The organism is Stenotrophomonas sp. Steno-Z10-BAI (assembly GCF_056393115.1).
This window is the reverse complement of record NZ_JBWJOZ010000001.1, coordinates 780,165-798,827: the sequence shown is the minus strand read 5'-3', so window position 1 is coordinate 798,827 and position 18,663 is coordinate 780,165. Positions and strand designations below refer to the sequence as shown.

Sequence of the window (18,663 nt, the reverse complement as noted above, 5' to 3'; positions counted from 1 at the left end):
TTCCTGAGGCAGCGGCCTGATTTGGCAAGACTGCAGGCCAGCAAAGGCAAACTCTCGGTGAAGTCATGCGTCAGCTCTCCCTGGCCGATCGCGGTCAAGCGCTCTCCCTGGACAAGGTCGTCGACGACGGTCCCTTGCCAACCTGTCTGGGTGTGGCCCGGTTGGGCAGTCTGCAAAGTCCTGGGACGACCTTCACTGTGTGGATCCAGTTGCGTGGCAGCGCGTGGGTCGAGTCCAAGGAAGGGCGGTTCCGCTTGCGCCAGCGTGAGTGGATCGCCTTCGAGAAGGAATCGCGCCCCATGGTCCAGGCCGGCCGCGACGGTCTGTGCATCGGGCTGAGCCTGGCGCCGGACGCGCTGCGCGCCCTGGGTGAGCTCACCGACTGCAGTCTCTACGCGGGTCGCGGCAGCATGAGCCGCAGCGACGCCCGCGTCGCCCTGCGCCTGTGGCGTGACGTCCTGGCCACCGGCCATCCTACCCAGGCCCTGCGCCCGGTGCTGCTGCATCTGGCCGCCCTGCAGCAGGGCATGGCGACTGGCGTGCAGCGCTGCCCGGGGCGCTCACGCAGCCGCAAACGCCAGGTCTTCGGACGCATGCAGCGCGCCCGTCTGTACCTCGAGGGCAACAGCCACCGTGTCGTGCGCATTGGTGAACTGGCCGAACTGACCAATTTCTCCAGCTGGTACCTGTCCAAGACGTTCCAGAGCCTCTACGCGGAAAGCCCGCAATCGCTTTCCGCCCGCCTGCGCCTGGAGCGCGCCGCCGATCTGCTGCGCGATACGGACATGATGGTCGGCGAGGTGGCGGCAGCGAGTGGATTTGACAACTGCTGCAGCTTTGCACGGGCGTTTCGAGCCCGCTTCGGACTGTCCGCGTCACGCTATCGTGAGGCCGGTGCGAATCTCTCGCCAGAGTCGGCAAAGTCTTCGGTTGTCTCACGCAAATAATTCACTGCAACGCAATCGTAACTTTCCGAGGCGTTTTTAACACGCTACTAACGTACCTCGGAGAGATAAATGAATTTTCGTACTCCCGCAGTGCGGCTGGGCCTTCTGCCCGCCGGCATTGCGCTTGCCCTGACGCCGGCCTTTGCTTCGGCGCAGGAAGCAAGCGGCACGACCGACCTGGACCGCATCCAGGTCACCGGCTCACGTATCCGTCAGGCCAGCACCGAGACCGCCCAGCCGGTGATCGCGCTGCAGCGCGCCGACATCGAGAAGCAGGGCTTCACCAGCGTCGCCGACATCGTCCAGAACCTGTCGGCCACCGGCTCGCCGGCCATCAGCCGCGCCGATGCGCTGTCCTCGGGTGAAGAAGTTGGCGGCCAGTACGTCGACCTGCGCAACCTCGGCCCGGAGCGCACCCTGGTGCTGCTCGACGGCAAGCGCATGGGCGTCAGCTCCGGCGGTTACACCGACCTCGCCTCGATCCCGACCTCGGTCGTGGAGCGCATCGAAGTCCTGACCGATGGCGCTTCGGCGATCTACGGTTCCGACGCGATCGCCGGCGTGGTGAACATCATCACCCGCAAGAACTTCGACGGCCTGGAAGCCAGCGTCTACAAGGGCCAGTACGGCCAGGGCGACGGCGACAAGACCACCTACAACTTCGTCTACGGCCAGACCGGCGATCGCGGCTCGATCACCCTCGGCGCCGAGTACAGCGAAGAAAAGCCGGTTCTGGCCAAGAACCGTCGCTACAGCGCCTCGGCCAACGGTTACCGCCATCCGGTGCCGACCGATGAGGACACCAACGGCTGGAGCGCGATCACCGAGAAGGGCGTGCTGGTTACCGATGATGGCAACTACGTCCTGAACCCGGGCGGCGCCTCGAACAACTTCGGCGACTACCACGAGCTGGGCAACGCCGATCTGTCCAACCCGTCGCAGCAGATGTTCCTGTCGACCGGCATCAAGCGTCGTTCGGTCTTCTCCAACGGCCAGTTCGATTTCACCGACAACATCCGCGGTACCGCCAGCGTCCTGTACACCGAACGCGAAGCGCTGCAGCAGATCGCCGGCTATCCGTACCGTTCGGCTGCCTACGACACCCAGATGGACGCCAACAGCGTCTTCAATCCGCTCGATACCGACGTTGATTTCATGCGTCGTACGTGGGAAGTGCCGCGTCAGACCAAGTCCGAGCTCAACACCTTCCGCTTCAGCGGCGGTCTGGAAGGCTCGTTCGAGTTCGCCGACAAGTACTTCGACTGGGATGTGGGCTACGTCTACAACCGCAACAAGGGCGTCAAGACCGGCACCGGCAATCTGTTCATTCCGAACGTGAAGAATGCCGTGGGTCCGTCGTACCTGGATGCGAACGGTGTTGCCCAGTGCGGTACCGCAGCGGCTCCGATCGCCGGCTGCACCCCGTGGAACCCGCTGCTGCCGTACGGCTCCACCGCCGACGGTTCGCTGTCCAACCCGGACCTGCAGAAGTACCTGTTCCTGCCGACCCACGACACCTCGCTGACCACCAGCAAGGTCTACAGCGCCAACCTGAGCGGCGCCATCGTGACCCTGCCGGCCGGCGACCTGTCCTTCGCGACCGGCTACGAGCACCGCGAAGAAGAAGCCGAGTACAACCCGGATGCGCTGCTGCAGTCGGGCCTGAGCACCGACCTGGCCGGTGCGCCGACCGCCGGTGGCTACAAGCTGGACGAGTTCTACCTGGAACTGAATGTGCCGATCCTCGCCGATCTGCCGTTCGCCAAGGAACTGTCGGTCGATATGGCCGGCCGTTACTCGGACTACAACACCTTCGGTGACACGTTCAACTCCAAGTTCGGCCTGAAGTGGAAGCCGATCGACGACCTGCTGGTCCGTGGCACCTATGCCACTGGCTTCCGTGCGCCGACCGTGGCCAACCTGTACGGTGGCACCTCGCAGAGCTTCGACAAGTACACCGACCCGTGCGACACCTCCTTCGGTGCAGCCGTGCGCAACCCCGACGTCGCCGCCCGCTGCGGCGGTGCCGTGCCGGCCAACTTCCGTCAGGAAGCGTCCGGTGGCATCGATGCCACCGGCCCGGGCGCACAGTCGAACTACCCGTACCTGTCCGGCTCCAATGATGGTCTGCTGCCGGAAACCTCCAAGACCTGGACGGTCGGCCTGGTCTACAGCCCGAACTTCGTGCAGGGCCTGGATGTCAGCCTGGACTGGTGGAAGATCCGCATCGACAACGTCATCGCGGCAGAGTCGGTCACCTCGATCCTCAACCAGTGCTACGTGCTGAACAACGCCAACGCCTGTGACCGAGTCACCCGTGACACCGACTCCGGTCAGGTCGTCGACGTGACCCGTACGCTGATCAACGGCGGCTACCAGGAAACCGCAGGTTACGATCTGGGTATCCGTTACCGTCTGCCGGAACTGTCCTTCGGCAATGTCGTCATCGACTGGAAGACCACGTATGTGGACTACCTCGAGTACAAGCGCGACAACGAAGCTGAAACCGCTGTCGAGCAGCACACTGGCTGGGGCACGGGCGACTGGGGCGGCAACTTCCGCGTGCGTTCCAACCTGAACATCGATTGGAGCCTGGGCAACTTCGGCGTCAACTGGGGCATGCGTTACTACTCCGGCCTGAAGGAAGAGTGCGCCTACGATCGCGAAGGCGGCCCGGAGTGCAACAACCCGAGCTACTCGTCGGCCTATACGCTGGCGATCCCGGTGCGCAACACCGGTTCGAACACGTTCCATGACCTGCAGGTGCGTTACACCACCCCGTGGGATGCCACCATCTCGGCAGGCGCGAACAACGTGTTCAACCACGAAGGCCCGGTGATGTACAGCCAGCCGAACTCGAGCTTCTCCTACTACGGCGGCTTCGACATCGGTCGGTTCTACTACCTGAAGTACACCCAGCGCTTCTGATCCATCGAAGCAATGGCGTAAAAAAGGAGGGCGGACCGCAAGGTCCGCCCTCTTTGCGTTGTGGGTAAGGAAACTCTGAGTTTCAGTGAAGGGTGATCCGCCTCACGTTTCGAGTGGAAATTCAGTTGATACCGTCAATCGGTCCAATCTTGGACGATTGAGAGATCGATATGAAAATGACGCTCGCTCAGAAATTTTCGGCCGTGTTCCTTGCGTCCCTCGCGCTTGGCGCCAGTGCATCGCCCAGCCTGATCATCTGCGCAGGAGGGCGCTACTGCGAAGGCGTCCGTGCCGAATGCCTGGCCGAGGGCCGCTCGGCTGCCATGTGTGAGCGCCTCTGGCGTGATTGCGTGCTGGACGCCTGTCCGCAGCGCTGAAACGACGATGGCGCGCCACAGGGCGCGCCATCCTTTGAGAACGTTCCACCTCACACTCAGGCGTCGCTGGCGACCAGCCCCATCAGTGCGTTGGCGTGATCGCGCCACTGCGGCAGCTTGTTGAGCACGCCGGCCCGCTGCAGATACTCCTCGTCCACCGGATCGCCATTGATCAGCGCCAGTGCTACGTGCACCGCACCGGTCACCCAGAAACTGCGGGTGTTCGAGCGCTGCGGCTGCAGGTGGAAGGCCACCGCCTCGATGATCGGCATCGGCAGGCCCCACAGCCCCAGCAGGTAGGCGCCTGCCTCGGCGTGACCCGGGCGATTCTCTGCCGGGTCTTCGGCGCTGCGTTCGTTGCGTACGCCCGGCAGCAGCAGCCCGATGTCGGCCAGCAGGGCCGCGGTGGCGCCCAGTTCGGCGCTGGACTCCGGCAACAGCTTGGCGGCCAGGCGGGAGGCCAGCAGCGCGCGCTGCTGCAGCGAGTTGCGCTCGGCACCGGACAGCGGCTGCGCGGAGAACACTTCGCTGGCCAGGACCAGATCACGCAGGGTGGACAGCCCCAGGCGGGTCACGGCGGTGCGCAGGTCGGAGATGATCCGGCCATTGTTGAAGAAGGCCGAGTTGGAGAGCTGCAGCACCTTGGCCGCGATGGCCGGGTCGGCCGCGACCAGCTTGGCCACGTCGGCGGTGTTGGTATCGTCGTCGTGTTCCAGCGCCTGGGTCAGGGTCAGGTACAGATGCGGCGGGGAGGGCAGCTTCTCGATCCGGCCGATGGCGCTGCGCAGGCGCGCGCTGTCGAGCAGTTCGCGCAGCTCTTCCAGGCTGGTCAGGGCTTCGAGCAGGACCTCCGGGGCCAGCGGCATCGGCAGGAAGCGGTGGGCCACGCCGATCAGGCGCGCCGGCGGCGGGCGGTTGCCATGCTCGGCATCCACCAGCGCGATACGGATGGTCTCAGGGCGCAGCGTACGGATCTGGCCGAGCAGCGTGGTGGCGTTGAGATCGGGCAACTGCGGGCACACGATCACCGCATCCACCGGCGAGCCGGCAACGATGCCCATGGCGCTCTGGCCATCGGTCGCGGTCAGCGGTTGCCACTCTTCCCCAAGATCGGCAATGAATTCCAACAGCTCAGCCGACAGGCTGGCTTCGTCCCCAACAAGCAGAATGCGCACGACACGGTCCCCTGGCTGACCACGGTGAAACGCACCGTGGACGGTGTGAAGAGACGCAATGTACCCAATCCGGCACGAATAGTGATGTGCCGCATTGAAAAAACGTGATGCGCATCGCTCCGGCAGCGGTGTGCCGGAGCGACGCAGGTCAGTCTCAGGCGATGTTGCCGAGGTAGCGCTGGTGCGCTTCGACCAGGATCTTCTTGGCTTCGGCGGCGCCGCCCCAGCCATCCAGCTTGACCCACTTGCCCTTTTCCAGATCCTTGTAGTGCTCGAAGAAGTGGCCGATGCGCTCCAGCCAGTGGCTGGACACCTGCTCGATGTCCTCGACATGGGCATAGCCACTGAACACCTTGGAGATCGGCACGGCCAGGATCTTCTCGTCGCTGCCGGCTTCATCGCTCATCTTGAGCACGCCGACCGGACGGCAACGCACCACCGAGCCCGGGACCAGCGGCAGCGGCAGCACCACCAGCACGTCGGCCGGATCGCCATCGCCGCACAGGGTGCTCGGCACATAGCCGTAGTTGCACGGGTAGCGCATCGGGGTGGAGAGGATGCGGTCGACGAAGATCGCGCCGGTTTCCTTGTCCACTTCGTACTTCACCGGCTCGGAATCCTTCGGGATTTCGATGATGACGTTGATTTCTTCCGGCGGGTTCTTGCCCGGCGAAACGAGTTCCAGACCCATGGTCGTGCTCCAGCTGAGAGGGGGTAGGGCGCAAAGTCCGCCATTTTAGGCCCATTGGCGGCCAGCGTGCAGCGGCCGTGCCGCCGATCGGTCGATCCGCAGCGGGCGTGGGCCAGGAAGGTCACCCTGCGCGCGGGGGAGGGTGGGCAGACCGCCACAGGGCAGTGCCGTCAATCCCGACCCTGCCCCGGGCAGAGGGCCGATGGTTGCGCCTGGCCGAGCGGTCGATCATGGCCACGAACCCGCTTGGAGGATGGTGATGACCCTGACAAATCGGATGGCCTGCCTGTCGATGGCGCTCGTCCTGTCCCTCGCGGCGGTGGCCGGGGAGGCCCGCGCCCGCAGTGGTCCGTACGTGGATCTGGTCGACTTCCCCTACACCGAAGCCAACTGGGACCGCTTCTACGATCTCCAGGATCATCTGACCCGGGAGTTCCATGACCTGTGTGGCGATACGTACTGCGAGGGTGAGTTCAGCAACCACGTCGTCCTGCAGTTCCGCTGCTCGGTAAACGCGCCCAGTGGACGCGTCGCGTCCTGCGTGCTGGTCATCGCGGCGGGCAACCTGGAAGTGGAGCCGACCACCGGAGAGGTAGTGCCGGACAGCCGGACTTGGGCGTGCGTGGCGCCGCTGGCGCCCGATACCTCCGTGGAAGCACTGCATGCCGCACTCGGGCGACCTGACGCGTTGACCCGGCCGCTCCCGGGCACACACCGATCCATGCACGACGCGCTGTTCGAGTGCCTCAACTGAGCATGCGCTTCCCCAACGCCGTACAGGAGACACCCATGAAACCGATCTTCCCGAGCGCTCTGCTGGTACTGGCGGTCTGCAGCCTCCCGATGGACGGCCGTACCGCGGAGACCTTCGTCGACGCGCGGACCTACCCGACCCAGGCCGTGGGCTGGGAGCGCTTCCGTGCGGTGGAAGCCCGCTTGGTCGGGGGCTTCAACGACGTCTGCGGCGACACGTTCTGCGAGGGCGAGTACCACAACCTGCAGGCGCTGCGCTTCCGCTGCTCGGTGGAGGCGGCCAGCGGGCGGGTGGAGGAATGCGTGTGGACCTTCACCGGCAGTACCGCCCGCGTCGACGCCGCCAGCGGGGCGATCGTGGTCGATGCGCGGACCTGGGCCTGCCGGGCGCCGTTGGCGGCCAATACGCAGTTGCCTGTGTTGCTGCAGACCCTGGAGCAGGGGCAGGCACTGCACGCCCCGTTGCCGGGCACGCCCGACAGCATGTACGACGGGCTGACCGAGTGCCTGTGAGGCCCACCCGCTCGATCTGCAAACGTGACTGATTCTCATTTGCGGAGTAACATGCCGCGCCTTACGGGTTGTCGTGTCCCTGCGGCCCCGCTTCGTGCATCGGCCCATGTCCACCAACGCCACTACCCTGACCGAGCTGTTGATCCGCGAACGCCCGGCGCTGCTGCGTCTGGTGCAGCGCATTCTGGGCAGCGACAGCGGCGCTGAGGATGTGATCCAGTCCATCTGGTTCAAGGCCCGGGGCGTGGACAGCGGGCAACCGATCAGCAACCCGCGCGCCTATCTGTACCGGCTGGCTGCCAACCTGGCGACCGATCATGGGCGTGAGCGCACGCGCCGCACGCGCCTGTTGGCCGAGCACTACCTGTGGGGCCCGGAGGAGGCGCTCTCAACCGAAGAGCAGGCGATGGCGCAGGACGAACTGCAGCGCGTGCTGGACGCAGCGGAGCACCTGCCCGAGCCGACCCGCACGATCTTCCGCCTCAACCGCCTGCAGGGCATGACCCAGGTGGAGGTCGCCAAACGTCAGGGCGTGTCCGTGACGACCGTGGAAAACCACGTGCGCAGTGCACTGCAGCGATTGGCCTGGGCGCGCAACGGGCGCTGAGCGGCACCGCCTGGGCTTGGGGAAGCCCGTTTCCCATCCGTCTTGATCATAATGCCGTCCCTTCCGGCATCTTCTTCGTCCGCGCGTGATCGCGCGATCCACCGCCAGCCATGAGCCCGCACGAACAACCGCCGATGTCCCGACCCTTGCCGCCGTCCGACCCTGCTGCCGTCCAGGCCCGTGCCTGGATTGCCTGGCTGGCGTCCGGCGCGGTCGAGCCGGTGCAGATGCAGGCTTTCGAGCAGTGGCTGGCCGAGCCTGACAATCGCCGCACGTTCGAATACGAGCGCCAGTTGTGGCGCAGCCTCGGGCCGCGACCGGCGCCCGCCGCGGCGGCAACACGGTCACGGCGCCGGCCGCGGTGGCCGCTGGTCGGGGTGGCCAGCGCGGCGCTGCTCGCGCTTGCGTGGGTGGCACCGGAGGCGTGGCTGCGGCTGCAGGCCGATCACCGCAGCGGGACGGGCATCCAGGCCGTGGCGCTGCCCGATGGTAGCCGCGCCGTGCTCGATGCCGACAGTGCCATCGCGGTCCGGTACGACGGGCAGGTGCGCCGCATCGCGCTGTTGCGCGGGCACGCCTGGTTCCAGGTGACGCCCGATCCGGCGCGTCCGTTCCAGGTGGAGGCGCAGGGCGGTGTGATCGAAGACATCTCCACGGCGTTCGCGGTCGCCAGAGAAGACGATCACGTGGAAACGAGGGTCGAGCAGGGACGGGTCCGGGTCGCAGCGGCCGATCGGGCGGGCTGGACATATCTCGACGCGGGCCAGCGCGCGCGCTTTGCACCGGGCGGGCGGGTCGTGCGGGAGCAGGACGTCGCCCTTGACCGCATCGCCGCATGGCGCGAGGGCGAACTGCTGCTCGAGGCGACCGGGGTCGAGGATGCGGTGCGGCGCATCGCGCGCTATCGCGCCGGCGCCACCTTCGTGCGCGGCGATCTGTCCGCATTGCCGACCGTCAACGCTGCCTTTCGCATCGACCGGCCGGAGCAGGCACTGGACGCGCTGGCGGTGAGCGCTGGCTTGCGCGTCACCCGGCTGCCGATGGGGGTGGCGATCGTGGCACCGGCCAACATCACGGCGGAGTAGCGCGGCGAGCCCGTGGTCGTGGCATCACGTACACGCACGGGTCTTGGGGCTGCGCACGGTTCGTTCGTCTTACCCGGCATAACGTACCCGCCGCCGCCACGTACGTACGCTGCATCCGCACCCGCGTGCGGGTGACCCGCCTCTGCGGCACTGATCTTCTGACAGGGTTTTCCATGCGCATCTCCACCCGCGCGGGCCATCGTCCGCGCCCGTCACGTCTCTGCATCGCTTTGCTCACTGCTGGCCTGGCGGCCGCGCCCGGCCTGCCGGCATTCGCCCAATCCAGCGCGGTACCCGCTGCGGCGACGCTGCGGTTCGACATTCCCGCCCAGCCGCTGTCCGATGCGCTGCGCACGTACATGCGCCAGTCCGGGGTGCAGGTCGCCTATCCGGCCGCGCTGGCCGAAGGCGTGACCTCCACGGCGGTGGCCGGGCAGATGGATGCGCAGTCTGCCTTGCTGCGCCTGCTGCAGGGCAGCGGGCTGAGCCTGCGCCAGGTCGGGCCGGACGCGGTCACGCTGGAGCGCGCTGCCGTGGCAGCCAACGACGATGGCCTGATCGTCACCGACGCGCTGAGCGTGGCCGGTGACCGCATCGAGGGCGGCGGCGATGCCGAGCGTGCGCTGGAGGTGTACCGCACGGCTGGTTCCAGTGCCTACATCGCGCGCGCCACCATCGAGCGCTTCCGCGGCACCTCCACCGCGGACATCGTCAAGGGCGTGGCCGGCGTCACCGCGGGCGATCCGCGTACCGCCAACGCGCTGGACGTGAACATCCGCGGCATCCAGGGCCAGAGCCGCATCCCGGTGATCATCGACGGCGGTCAGTCCACCATGGATACCTACCGTGGTTACGCAGGCCAGTCGCAGCGCACCTATCTGGATCCGGACCTGATCTCCAACATCACCATCACCAAGGGCCCGAGCCTGGGTGTCAACGCCTCCGGTGGCATCGGCGGCGTGGTGGAGATGGAAACGCTGAAGATCGAAGACGTGCTGCGCGACGGCCGCGATGCCGGGCTGCGCGTGCGCACCGGCATGGCCAATGCCAGCGCCAACAACGTGCCCGCCTATGACGCCGCACCGCGTACCGACCGCAGCGCGCTGGGCAGCCAGTTCTTCAACATCGCCACCGCCAAGCATTGGGATCGTTTCGACCTGGTCGCGGCGTACGCATGGCGCGAGAACGGCAACTATTTCTCGGGCAAGCATGGCTACGACGATTTCCCGCAGACCCGGCGCACCTTGGCGCCGTTGAATCCGCCGGATACCGAGGTGTTCAACACCTCCTCGCGCTCGAAGTCGTTCCTGCTCAAGGGCACTTGGCGCATCGACGACAACCAGACGCTGGAAGCCGGCTACCGCCGCTATGAAGGCACCGCCGGCGAAATCATGGCCTCGCAGATCATCCGTGTGGACCGTGACCGCGTACCGCAGTGGGATCCGGGCCATGTCGACATGGATGCCTACAACCTGCGCTACCGCTTCAACCCGGACAACGAGCTGATCGATCTGAAGGCCAACCTCTGGTACACCGACGCCGACAGCCTGATGTACAACGGCCTGACCGGCATCACGCCGTGGTACTTCGATCGCCGCACCGAGTGGTACGACGGCCCGTCGTTCAATACCGATCCGGGCTACAAGGATGCCTACCGCAATGAGTTGACGCAGACGCGGCTCGGCTTCGATGTGGGCAACACCACGCATCTGGATACCGGCGCCGGGCTGTTCACGCTGGACTACGGTCTGTCCTTCAGCGATGAGGACGTCGGCCCCGGCCCGCACTCGCCGGTCATGCACGACGACCTGGTCAACAACCGCTTCCTGCGCAATGCCGAGCGCAAGGAATACAGCGCGGTGGCGTCGGTCAAATGGCAGCCGGACGAGCATTGGGAAGTGGTGGTCGGTGGCCGCTACAACCGCGTCAACGTGCATGACCGCAACCGCCTGGCCACGCCGGACGCCTACGGCGTGATCGGTCAGTACCGCTACACGCAGCTGCTGGATGGCAACCCGAACCTGCCGGCATGGCGCGCCAAGCGCATCGCCATGCTGAACTGGTATCCGGATGCCAATGGCCAGTTCACCGAGGCCTCGCTGCTGGCTTCGCCGTATGAGAAGGGCACGGTCGGTGACATCACCGGTTGGAACTTTTATGACGCCGATGACGCCGAAGACCTGAGCGTGCCGGTCAGCTGGACCTGGTCGCAGCCGATCCGTCGCCGCGACAGTGCCTTCATGCCCAGCGCCAGCGTTGCCTACCGCTTCGACGAAGACACGATGGTGTATGTGAAGTACGCCGAAGGCGTGAAGCTGCCGAGCCTGTTCGAAACCACGCTGGGCCTGTTCACCGCGGCCAAGCCCACCGGTGAGCTCAAGCCGGAGCGGGCAGGGACCTGGGAAATCGGCGCGAGCACGGTACGCCACAATCTGTTCACCGAGGGCGACCAGGCGGGCTTCAAGCTGGCCTACTTCAACACACGCATCGATGATCTGATCACCCGCGACTACCGCACCCTGTCGGCCGGTCTGATCCGCAACGTGGACCGTTTCAAGGTCTCCGGCGTGGAGTTGCAGTCCAGCTATGACAGCGGCACGGTGTTCGCCGATCTGTCCGCGCACTACTACCTCCAGGCCAAGACCTGCGCGCCGGATATCGCCGCCGAGCGCCGCGCCTACGGGATCCAGCGCAGGATCGAGGAGCTGAAGAACACCCCGGACTGCGTGGATGGTGGCTTTGAAGGCTCCTACAGCAACACCCAGAACCCGCCACGCTACAACGTCAACCTGACCCTGGGCTCGCGCCTGTTCGACCAGCGCCTCAGCGTCGGTACCCGGGTGATCCACAACGCCGGCCCGATCAGCAAGCTGGACAAGGAATGGAACGTCGGTCTGTCGGCGATCCAGCAGCTGTACCGCCCGGCGACCATCGTGGATCTGTTCGCCAGCTGGCAGGCCAGCGAGCAGTTCGCGGTGGACCTCAACGTGGACAACCTGACCGATCGTTACTACCTCGATCCGCTGGCGCTGGGCGTGATGCCCGCACCGGGCCGGACCGTGCGGCTGGCGCTGACCTACCGCTACTGATGCCCGGACACGACAGGGGCCGGCATTGCCGGCCCCTGCGTGCATCCGGCCGGCACACAGGGTGCGCGGCCGGTATCGGCATCCCGCGATCGCTCAGCCCGCGTTGGCCTGTACGGTCGCATCGGCGTGCAGGGCTTCGCTGAGCTCATCGACCACGATCGCCCACTCGGCATCCGAGCGCAGCTGCTCGGTCAGGAACTGGCGCTGCCCCTCGTTCCAGTAGGGTGCTTCGATCAGGCGGATCTCGTTGGACAGCTGGTGATCGCGGATGAAGGCGGCAATCGCCGCCTCGCTGGCGTCCAGGCCGAGCTGCAGGAACAGATTGGTCATGCGCGGTTCGGTGGTGATCATCGTGTCATTCCAGTGGCAGGGCGTGGTCCGTATTATCGGGGCAAGGCCGTGACGGTGGCATGTGACGGTCGCACCGCTGACCGCGCGACAATGGGCTTGGGGTTACCCCCGTGCCAGACGTCTTCAACAGAGAACCGTGCCCCACTTCCCCATCCAAGCAGTGCCATGATCGTCATCGATACTCCCCAAGCCACCCGCAGCCAACGCCTCAAGGCGGCCACCCGTGACAGCCACGGCGCGCTGGACAAGCGCATCATGGCCGGCGACATCTTCGCCAGCCGCGACCTGTTCGCAAAATTCCTGCGCGTGCAGTACCGCTTCCACCGCGATATCGATGCGCTCTACGGCAACCCCGCGCTGGACGCGCTGCTGCCCGATCTGGACGAGCGCCGCCGGCTGCCCCTGATCGCCCGCGACCTGGCCGACCTCGAACAGACGCTGCCGCTGCCGGCGTCGACGCGCCTGGATGGCGATCTGACGCTGCCGGCCGCGCTGGGATGGCTGTACGTGGCCGAAGGCTCCAACCTGGGCGGCACCGTGCTGTACAAGATGGCCGCCAGGCTCGGTCTGGACAGCGGTTTTGGCGCGCGCCATCTGGCCGCGCATCCCGATGGCGCGGCCCGCCACTGGCGCGAGTTCACCGCCGCGCTCGATGGTCTCGCGCTGACCGAGGCGCAGGAGCAGCAGGTGATCGATGCGGCCGACGCGGCCTTCCGCAGCGTGCACGGGCATGTCGAGGAAGAATTCGCATGACCGCCGCTTGCTGCACGCCCGCCGTGCCGGACCACCACCGCCGCCCATGATGCGCTGGCTCTGGTTCGGCCTGGGCTGGATCATGGTGGCGCTGGGCGTCATCGGCGCCCTGCTGCCGGTGATGCCGACCACGATCTTCCTGATCCTGGCGGTCGGCTGCTTCGCGCGCAGCTCGCCGACGTTCGAACGCCGGCTGCTCGAGCACCCCCGTTACGGTCCATCGCTGCGGCTGTGGCGCGAACAGGGCGCGATCAGCCGCAAGGGCAAGGCCTTCGCCGGCGCCGGCATGGCGTTCGGGTTCGCCATGTTCTGCTGGGGGGCGCATCCGTCCTGGCCGCTGCTGGTTGGCGTCGGCCTGTTCTTTGTGGCCAGCGCTGGCTACGTGCTGTCGCGGCCCGCGCCAAGGCCGTCGGTCACGCCCGATCGCCCGTCGGAGCGCTGAACCTGCTGTCCGCCCCGCACTGATTTCCACCGCCTCGTCCCCCGATACTTGTTCGCCCTTTTCCTGCGTCCGGCCCTGTCACGCGCCGCGATGCCCTTGACCGACGACCCCGCTGATGACCCTGCCGATCGCTCTTCCCGCCGCCGTGGCGGCACTGCCGCATGACCTGACGCCGTGGGGCATGTACCAGGCCGCCGATGGCGTGGTGCAGACCGTGATGATCGGGCTGGCGCTCGCCTCGATCGCCACCTGGACGGTGCTGGTTGCCAAGACCTGGGAACTGGGCCGGCAACGGACGCGGCTGCGCCAGGCACGCGCGCTGCTGCTGCAGGCCGCGCACCTGCCGGTGCCGCAGACCCATGCGTTGCTGGACGACGGCGCGGCACACGACCTGATCGACGCGGCCCGCACCGAGCTGCGCCTCTCGCAGGATGCGCAGGATCCGGTCGGGATCAAGGAACGGGTCGCCTCGCGCCTGGAACGCATCGAGCTGGCGCATGCGCGGCAGCTGCGCACCGGGGTGGGGCTGCTCGCCAGCATCGGCGCGATCGCGCCGTTCGTCGGCTTGTTCGGCACGGTGTGGGGGATCATGAACAGTTTCATCGGCATCGCCCACGCCAACACTACCAACCTGGCTGTGGTCGCACCGGGCATCGCCGAGGCGCTGCTGGCCACTGCGCTCGGCCTGGTCGCAGCGATTCCCGCCGTGGTGATCTACAACCACTTCACCCGCGTGCTGGCCGGCATCCGCGGTTTGCTCGGTGATCTGTCCGCCGGCGTGCAGCAGCTGGTCTCGCGCGATCTGGACCGGCTCGGCAATGCGCCGGCTGTGCGCGACGCGCGCTGAGGACCGGCCATGGCCATCAAGACCGCCCGGCACGACGACGACGCGCTGGAAGAAAGCCACGAAATCAACGTCACCCCCTTCATCGACGTCATGCTGGTGCTGCTGATCATCTTCATGGTCGCCGCGCCGCTGGCCACGGTGGATACGCCGGTGGAGCTGCCGGCCAGCACCGCGCAGCCACAGCCGCGCGATGCCGAACCGGTGTTCCTCTCGGTGCAGGCCGATCTGTCGCTGAGCGTGAACGATGTGCCGGTCGGCACTGACGGGCTGAATGCCACGCTGGAGCGGCTGACCGCTGGCGACCACGAACAGCGTATCTACCTGCGTGCCGATCAGGCCGTGCCGTATGGCGACCTGATGCAGACCATGAATGCGCTGCGCGCGGCCGGGTATCGCCGGATCGCGCTGGTGGGCGTGGAGCAGCGCAGCGAATGAGCCGCCACACCGCCGCGACACTGCGCTGGGCAGGCAGCCTCGCCCTCGTGCTGGCTATGCATGCCGTGCTGATCGGCGGCGCGCTGTGGTGGCAGCAGCGTGCGCCGGCGCGGGTCAGTGACACGCCGGTGGAAGCGGTGATGGTGGAGTTGGCGCCGGTACCGGAGGCGCCGTCCGCACCACCGAAGGAGATGCCACCCGGGCCGTTGCAACAGGAACAGCATCGGCCCGAGCCTACGCCGGTTCCCAAGGTGGATCTCCCGCCGGACGACACCCCGGACACGCAGGACGTCCTGCGTCGCGAGACACCCCGCGAAGCAGCGCCGACCGACCAGCACAACGTGGACCAGACCCTGGCACCGCCGGCTGTGTCCGCACGCCCGTCCGAGCGCTATGCCGCCACGCAGACGGTGGCTGGCCGCCAGGGCAGCGCGACCGTCACCTGGCAGGGCCTGCTGCTGGGCCATCTGGAACAGTACCGTCGTTATCCGCGCCAGGCCGAGCGTCTGCGCCAGCAGGGCGTGGCCTATGTGCGCTTCTCGGTGGACCGGCAGGGTAACGCCTACAACATCCGGCTGGGCCAGAGCAGCGGCCATCCGCTGCTGGATGAGGAAACGTTGGCCACGGTGCGGCGCGGCAGCCCGTTGCCGCCGCCGCCAGCAGAGATCACCGGCGACCCGGTGGAGGTGATGGTGCCGGTGACGTTCTTCCTGCGGCGGCGTTGAGCCGTGTGTGACATGCGCTGCACGGGCGCGCTGGCCTGAGGCCAGCGCGCCCCTCCTGCTTCAGAGCAGTGGCACCAGCAGCAATGCCACGATGTTGATGATCTTGATCAGCGGGTTGATCGCCGGGCCGGCGGTGTCCTTGTAGGGATCACCGACCGTATCGCCGGTCACCGCGGCTTTGTGCGCCTCGCTGCCCTTGCCGCCGAAGTGGCCATCCTCGATGTACTTCTTGGCGTTGTCCCACGCGCCGCCGCCGGTAGTCATCGAGATCGCCACGAACAGCCCGGTGACGATGGTGCCGATCAGCAGGCCGCCGAGCGCGCGTGGCCCGAGCAGCAGGCCGACCACCACCGGCACCGCAACGGGCAACAGCGAGGGGATGATCATTTCGCGGATCGCCGAGCGGGTCAGCAGGTCCACCGCGCGGTCGTACTGCGGCTTGCCGGTGCCGTCCATGATCCCGGGAATCTCGCGGAACTGGCGGCGCACTTCCTCCACCACCGCGCCCGCCGCGCGACCCACCGCTTCCATCGCCATCGCCCCGAACAGATAGGGAATCAGGCCGCCGATCAGCAGGCCGATGATCACCTCATGGTTGGACAGGTCGAAGGCGAAGACCTCGCCGGGATTGGCCGCCTGCAGGTTGTGCGTGTAATCGGCGAACAGCACCAGTGCGGCCAGTGCCGCCGAGCCGATCGCGTAGCCCTTGGTCACCGCCTTGGTGGTATTGCCGACGGCATCCAGCGGATCGGTGATGTCGCGGATCTCCGGCGGCAGTTCGGCCATCTCGGCGATGCCGCCGGCGTTGTCGGTGATCGGGCCGTAGGCATCCAGCGCCACGATCATGCCCGCCATCGAGAGCATCGCGGTCGCGGCGATGGCGATGCCGTACAGGCCACCGAAGTAGTGCGCCAGCCAGATCGCCACGCACACCGCGATCACCGGCAGGGCGGTGGACTTCATCGAGACGCCGAGGCCGGCGATGATGTTGGTGCCGTGCCCGGTGGTGGAGGCCTGCGCCACGTGCTGCACCGGTTTGTACTGGGTGCCGGTGTAGTATTCGGTGATCCACACGATCAGCCCGGTCAGCACCAGCCCGATCAAGGCGCAGAAATACAGGTTCAGCGCACCGTGCGCGTTGTCCGGCATCAGCTGGGTGGTGATCGGATAGAACGCGATGGCGGCCAGGACACCGGACACGATCACGCCCTTGTACAGCGCGCCCATGATCGAGCCACCGGGCTTCACCTTGACGAACAGCGCGCCGATGATGGAGGCGATTATCGACACACCGCCCAACACCAGCGGATACAGCACCGCATTCGCACCGGCCTCGGCGATCATCAGGTTGCCGAGCAGCATCGTGGCGATCACGGTGACGGCGTAGGTTTCAAACAGGTCGGCGGCCATGCCGGCGCAGTCGCCCACGTTGTCGCCCACGTTGTCGGCGATCACCGCCGGGTTGCGCGGGTCATCCTCGGGGATGCCGGCTTCGACCTTGCCGACCAGGTCTGCGCCGACATCGGCGCCCTTGGTGAAGATGCCACCGCCCAGCCGCGCGAAGATCGAGATCAGCGACGAGCCGAACGCCAGCCCGACCAGGGCGTGCAGCGTCTGCGCGACATCCAGCCCGAGCCGCAGCAGCAGCGCGTAATAGCCGGCCACGCCCAGCAGACCCAGCCCGACCACCAGCATGCCGGTGATCGCACCGCCACGGAAGGCGACATCCATGGCCGCACTCAGGCCGTTGCGGGCGGCCTCGGCCGTGCGCACATTGGCACGCACCGAAACGTTCATGCCGATGTAGCCGGCCGCACCGGACAGCACGGCACCGATCGCGAAACCGATCGCGGTGTACCAGCTGAGGAAGAGGCCGACCAGCACGAACAGCACGGCACCGGCGATGGCGATGGTCAGGTATTGACGGTTGAGATAGGCGCGCGCGCCTTCCTGGATGGCGGCGGCGATTTCCTGCATGCGGGCATTGCCAGCCGGTTGCCGGAGGATCCAGCGTGCCGACACGATGCCGTAGAGAATCGCGAGAATGGCGCACAACAGCGCCAGAGAAAGCCCGTAACGTTCCAGCATGTCCCCTCCCGGGTGATGGAATGACATCCAGTGAACGGATGAACGTCTCCACGCGGGGGCACAACAGGCTGCAACCATGAACCAACCCGTTCAGACCGTGCCGGTCTTCAAGCGTGTGGCGGTGTTCAGCAATCCCTGGTGGCCCGAGTATGCGGGCAAATCCCCGATGCATGCCAGCAAGGATTTCAAACTGCGCGTGCGTGCCCGGATCGCCAACGACGGAGGTAGTGCCGGCCGCTGGCCGGCAACCACGCAGATCCGGACGAAGGACCCCCTTTGCCACGCCGTTCAGCCATCCACTGGCAGCCTCGGCCCATCCCCGCCGTTGGAGTCCTGACATGTCCCCCCGTCATCTGTTGTGGCTGGCCCTGTTGCCCGCCGTGTCCGCCTTCGCCGCGGAAACCCCCGAACTGCAGCGCGCCGCCGGCACACCGCAGGCGGTAGGCGCGGCCCACACGCTGCGCCAGATTCCCGAAGCCTGCGCACGGCTGGAAGGCGTGTTCACCGGCGAGGCGGCACAGCCGTACAAATTCGCCGTGGTCCGCACCAGCGAGCAGTGCCAGCCGCGTGCCCGCTTCGTCGATTACGAGAAGGCGCAGCCCAGCGAAGCCAAGGGCTGGAAGCTCAATGATGTGATCCGCGTGCCGAATGCCGCCTGCCCGGCGCAGCAGGCGGTGGTGCGCGTGTGGCGCATGCCGGTCACCACCAAGCCGGAACTCGATGGGCAGGGCCAGTCGCGCATCTACCTGGAAGACGCGAAGAAGCAGGCGGCCGCCGGAAAGATCGCGCAGGTGCCGATGTTTGCCGCGCAGATGAAGGTCGAGGGCAAGGCCTGCAACTGACGCCCCGCAACCGCG

At 66.7% G+C, this 18,663-nt stretch carries 19 protein-coding genes; 15 read left to right on the top strand and 4 right to left on the bottom strand.

Annotated elements, in window-relative coordinates; genetic code table 11:
- Positions 1-65: 65 nt before the first annotated feature.
- The 3 genes from AC06E9_RS03700 to AC06E9_RS03690 all read left to right on the top strand — a co-directional run bounded on the left by AC06E9_RS03700 (position 66) and on the right by AC06E9_RS03690 (position 4,252).
- A complete protein-coding gene (locus tag AC06E9_RS03700; RefSeq protein ID WP_121039584.1) occupies positions 66-947 on the top strand; it encodes a helix-turn-helix transcriptional regulator in 882 nt (293 codons plus the stop codon).
- 69 nt (positions 948-1,016) lie between these two features.
- Positions 1,017-3,875, top strand: a complete 2,859-nt coding sequence (locus tag AC06E9_RS03695; RefSeq protein ID WP_183073698.1) for a TonB-dependent receptor plug domain-containing protein — start codon at positions 1,017-1,019, stop codon at positions 3,873-3,875.
- A gap of 170 nt (positions 3,876-4,045) precedes the next feature.
- Positions 4,046-4,252, top strand: a complete 207-nt coding sequence (locus AC06E9_RS03690; protein ID WP_121039578.1) for a hypothetical protein — start codon at positions 4,046-4,048, stop codon at positions 4,250-4,252.
- A 56-nt stretch (positions 4,253-4,308) separates the two neighbouring features.
- Here the strand turns inward: AC06E9_RS03690 and AC06E9_RS03685 are convergent, their stop codons facing one another.
- Together AC06E9_RS03685 and ppa are read right to left on the bottom strand one after the other, a co-directional pair.
- On the bottom strand, positions 4,309-5,427 hold the full coding sequence (locus tag AC06E9_RS03685) for an HDOD domain-containing protein (RefSeq protein ID WP_152152597.1): 1,119 nt from the start codon (positions 5,425-5,427) through the stop codon (positions 4,309-4,311).
- 154 nt (positions 5,428-5,581) lie between these two features.
- Positions 5,582-6,118 (bottom strand): inorganic diphosphatase, encoded by a 537-nt coding sequence (gene ppa / locus AC06E9_RS03680; RefSeq protein WP_019183821.1) that lies wholly within the window; start codon positions 6,116-6,118, stop codon positions 5,582-5,584.
- A gap of 259 nt (positions 6,119-6,377) precedes the next feature.
- Between ppa and AC06E9_RS03675 the strand changes: the two genes are divergently transcribed.
- The 5 genes from AC06E9_RS03675 (at position 6,378) to AC06E9_RS03655 (ending at position 12,165) form a co-directional block, all read left to right on the top strand.
- Positions 6,378-6,872, top strand: a complete 495-nt coding sequence (locus tag AC06E9_RS03675) for a hypothetical protein (RefSeq protein ID WP_147433868.1) — start codon at positions 6,378-6,380, stop codon at positions 6,870-6,872.
- A gap of 35 nt (positions 6,873-6,907) precedes the next feature.
- On the top strand, positions 6,908-7,384 hold the full coding sequence (locus AC06E9_RS03670; protein ID WP_121039569.1) for a hypothetical protein: 477 nt from the start codon (positions 6,908-6,910) through the stop codon (positions 7,382-7,384).
- A gap of 106 nt (positions 7,385-7,490) precedes the next feature.
- On the top strand, positions 7,491-7,991 hold the full coding sequence (locus AC06E9_RS03665; RefSeq protein WP_121039566.1) for an RNA polymerase sigma factor: 501 nt from the start codon (positions 7,491-7,493) through the stop codon (positions 7,989-7,991).
- 134 nt (positions 7,992-8,125) lie between these two features.
- The gene (locus AC06E9_RS03660; RefSeq protein ID WP_478055491.1) at positions 8,126-9,076 is read left to right on the top strand and encodes a FecR family protein; all 951 of its coding nucleotides are present in this window, start codon (positions 8,126-8,128) and stop codon (positions 9,074-9,076) included.
- 173 nt (positions 9,077-9,249) lie between these two features.
- Positions 9,250-12,165, top strand: coding sequence for a TonB-dependent receptor (locus AC06E9_RS03655; RefSeq protein WP_461770238.1), 2,916 nt, complete (start codon positions 9,250-9,252; stop codon positions 12,163-12,165).
- A gap of 93 nt (positions 12,166-12,258) precedes the next feature.
- Here AC06E9_RS03655 and AC06E9_RS03650 read toward each other — a convergent pair whose 3' ends face one another.
- Positions 12,259-12,516: a DUF2789 domain-containing protein gene (locus AC06E9_RS03650; protein WP_121039557.1), complete on the bottom strand. Its 258-nt coding sequence runs from the start codon at positions 12,514-12,516 to the stop codon at positions 12,259-12,261.
- A 165-nt stretch (positions 12,517-12,681) separates the two neighbouring features.
- Here AC06E9_RS03650 and AC06E9_RS03645 point away from each other — a divergent pair, with 165 nt between their 5' ends.
- From AC06E9_RS03645 to AC06E9_RS03625, 5 genes are all read left to right on the top strand, one after another.
- Positions 12,682-13,269: a biliverdin-producing heme oxygenase gene (locus tag AC06E9_RS03645; RefSeq protein ID WP_478055490.1), complete on the top strand. Its 588-nt coding sequence runs from the start codon at positions 12,682-12,684 to the stop codon at positions 13,267-13,269.
- Positions 13,270-13,318: 49 nt separating this feature from the next.
- Positions 13,319-13,711 carry a YbaN family protein gene (locus AC06E9_RS03640; protein ID WP_152152609.1) on the top strand — a complete coding sequence of 131 codons (393 nt, stop codon included), beginning with the start codon at positions 13,319-13,321 and terminating at the stop codon, positions 13,709-13,711.
- A 115-nt stretch (positions 13,712-13,826) separates the two neighbouring features.
- Entirely contained in the window at positions 13,827-14,558 is a 732-nt protein-coding gene (gene exbB, locus AC06E9_RS03635) for a tonB-system energizer ExbB (RefSeq protein WP_461770237.1), read from the top strand.
- A 9-nt stretch (positions 14,559-14,567) separates the two neighbouring features.
- On the top strand, positions 14,568-14,993 hold the full coding sequence (gene exbD / locus AC06E9_RS03630; RefSeq protein WP_121039548.1) for a TonB system transport protein ExbD: 426 nt from the start codon (positions 14,568-14,570) through the stop codon (positions 14,991-14,993).
- A complete protein-coding gene (locus tag AC06E9_RS03625) occupies positions 14,990-15,718 on the top strand; it encodes an energy transducer TonB (RefSeq protein ID WP_478055489.1) in 729 nt (242 codons plus the stop codon). The genes exbD and AC06E9_RS03625 overlap by 4 nt, the downstream gene beginning before the upstream one ends.
- A 60-nt stretch (positions 15,719-15,778) precedes the next feature.
- On the opposite strand, the gene AC06E9_RS03620 is transcribed toward AC06E9_RS03625, so the two are convergent.
- Positions 15,779-17,806 carry a sodium-translocating pyrophosphatase gene (locus tag AC06E9_RS03620; RefSeq protein ID WP_121039542.1) on the bottom strand — a complete coding sequence of 676 codons (2,028 nt, stop codon included), beginning with the start codon at positions 17,804-17,806 and terminating at the stop codon, positions 15,779-15,781.
- Positions 17,807-17,882: 76 nt separating this feature from the next.
- On the opposite strand from AC06E9_RS03620, the gene AC06E9_RS03615 reads away from it, so the two are divergent.
- Positions 17,883-18,143: a hypothetical protein gene (locus AC06E9_RS03615; RefSeq protein WP_478055488.1), complete on the top strand. Its 261-nt coding sequence runs from the start codon at positions 17,883-17,885 to the stop codon at positions 18,141-18,143.
- A gap of 1 nt (position 18,144) precedes the next feature.
- Entirely contained in the window at positions 18,145-18,648 is a 504-nt protein-coding gene (locus AC06E9_RS03610) for a hypothetical protein (RefSeq protein WP_478055487.1), read from the top strand.
- Positions 18,649-18,663: the final 15 nt, after the last annotated feature.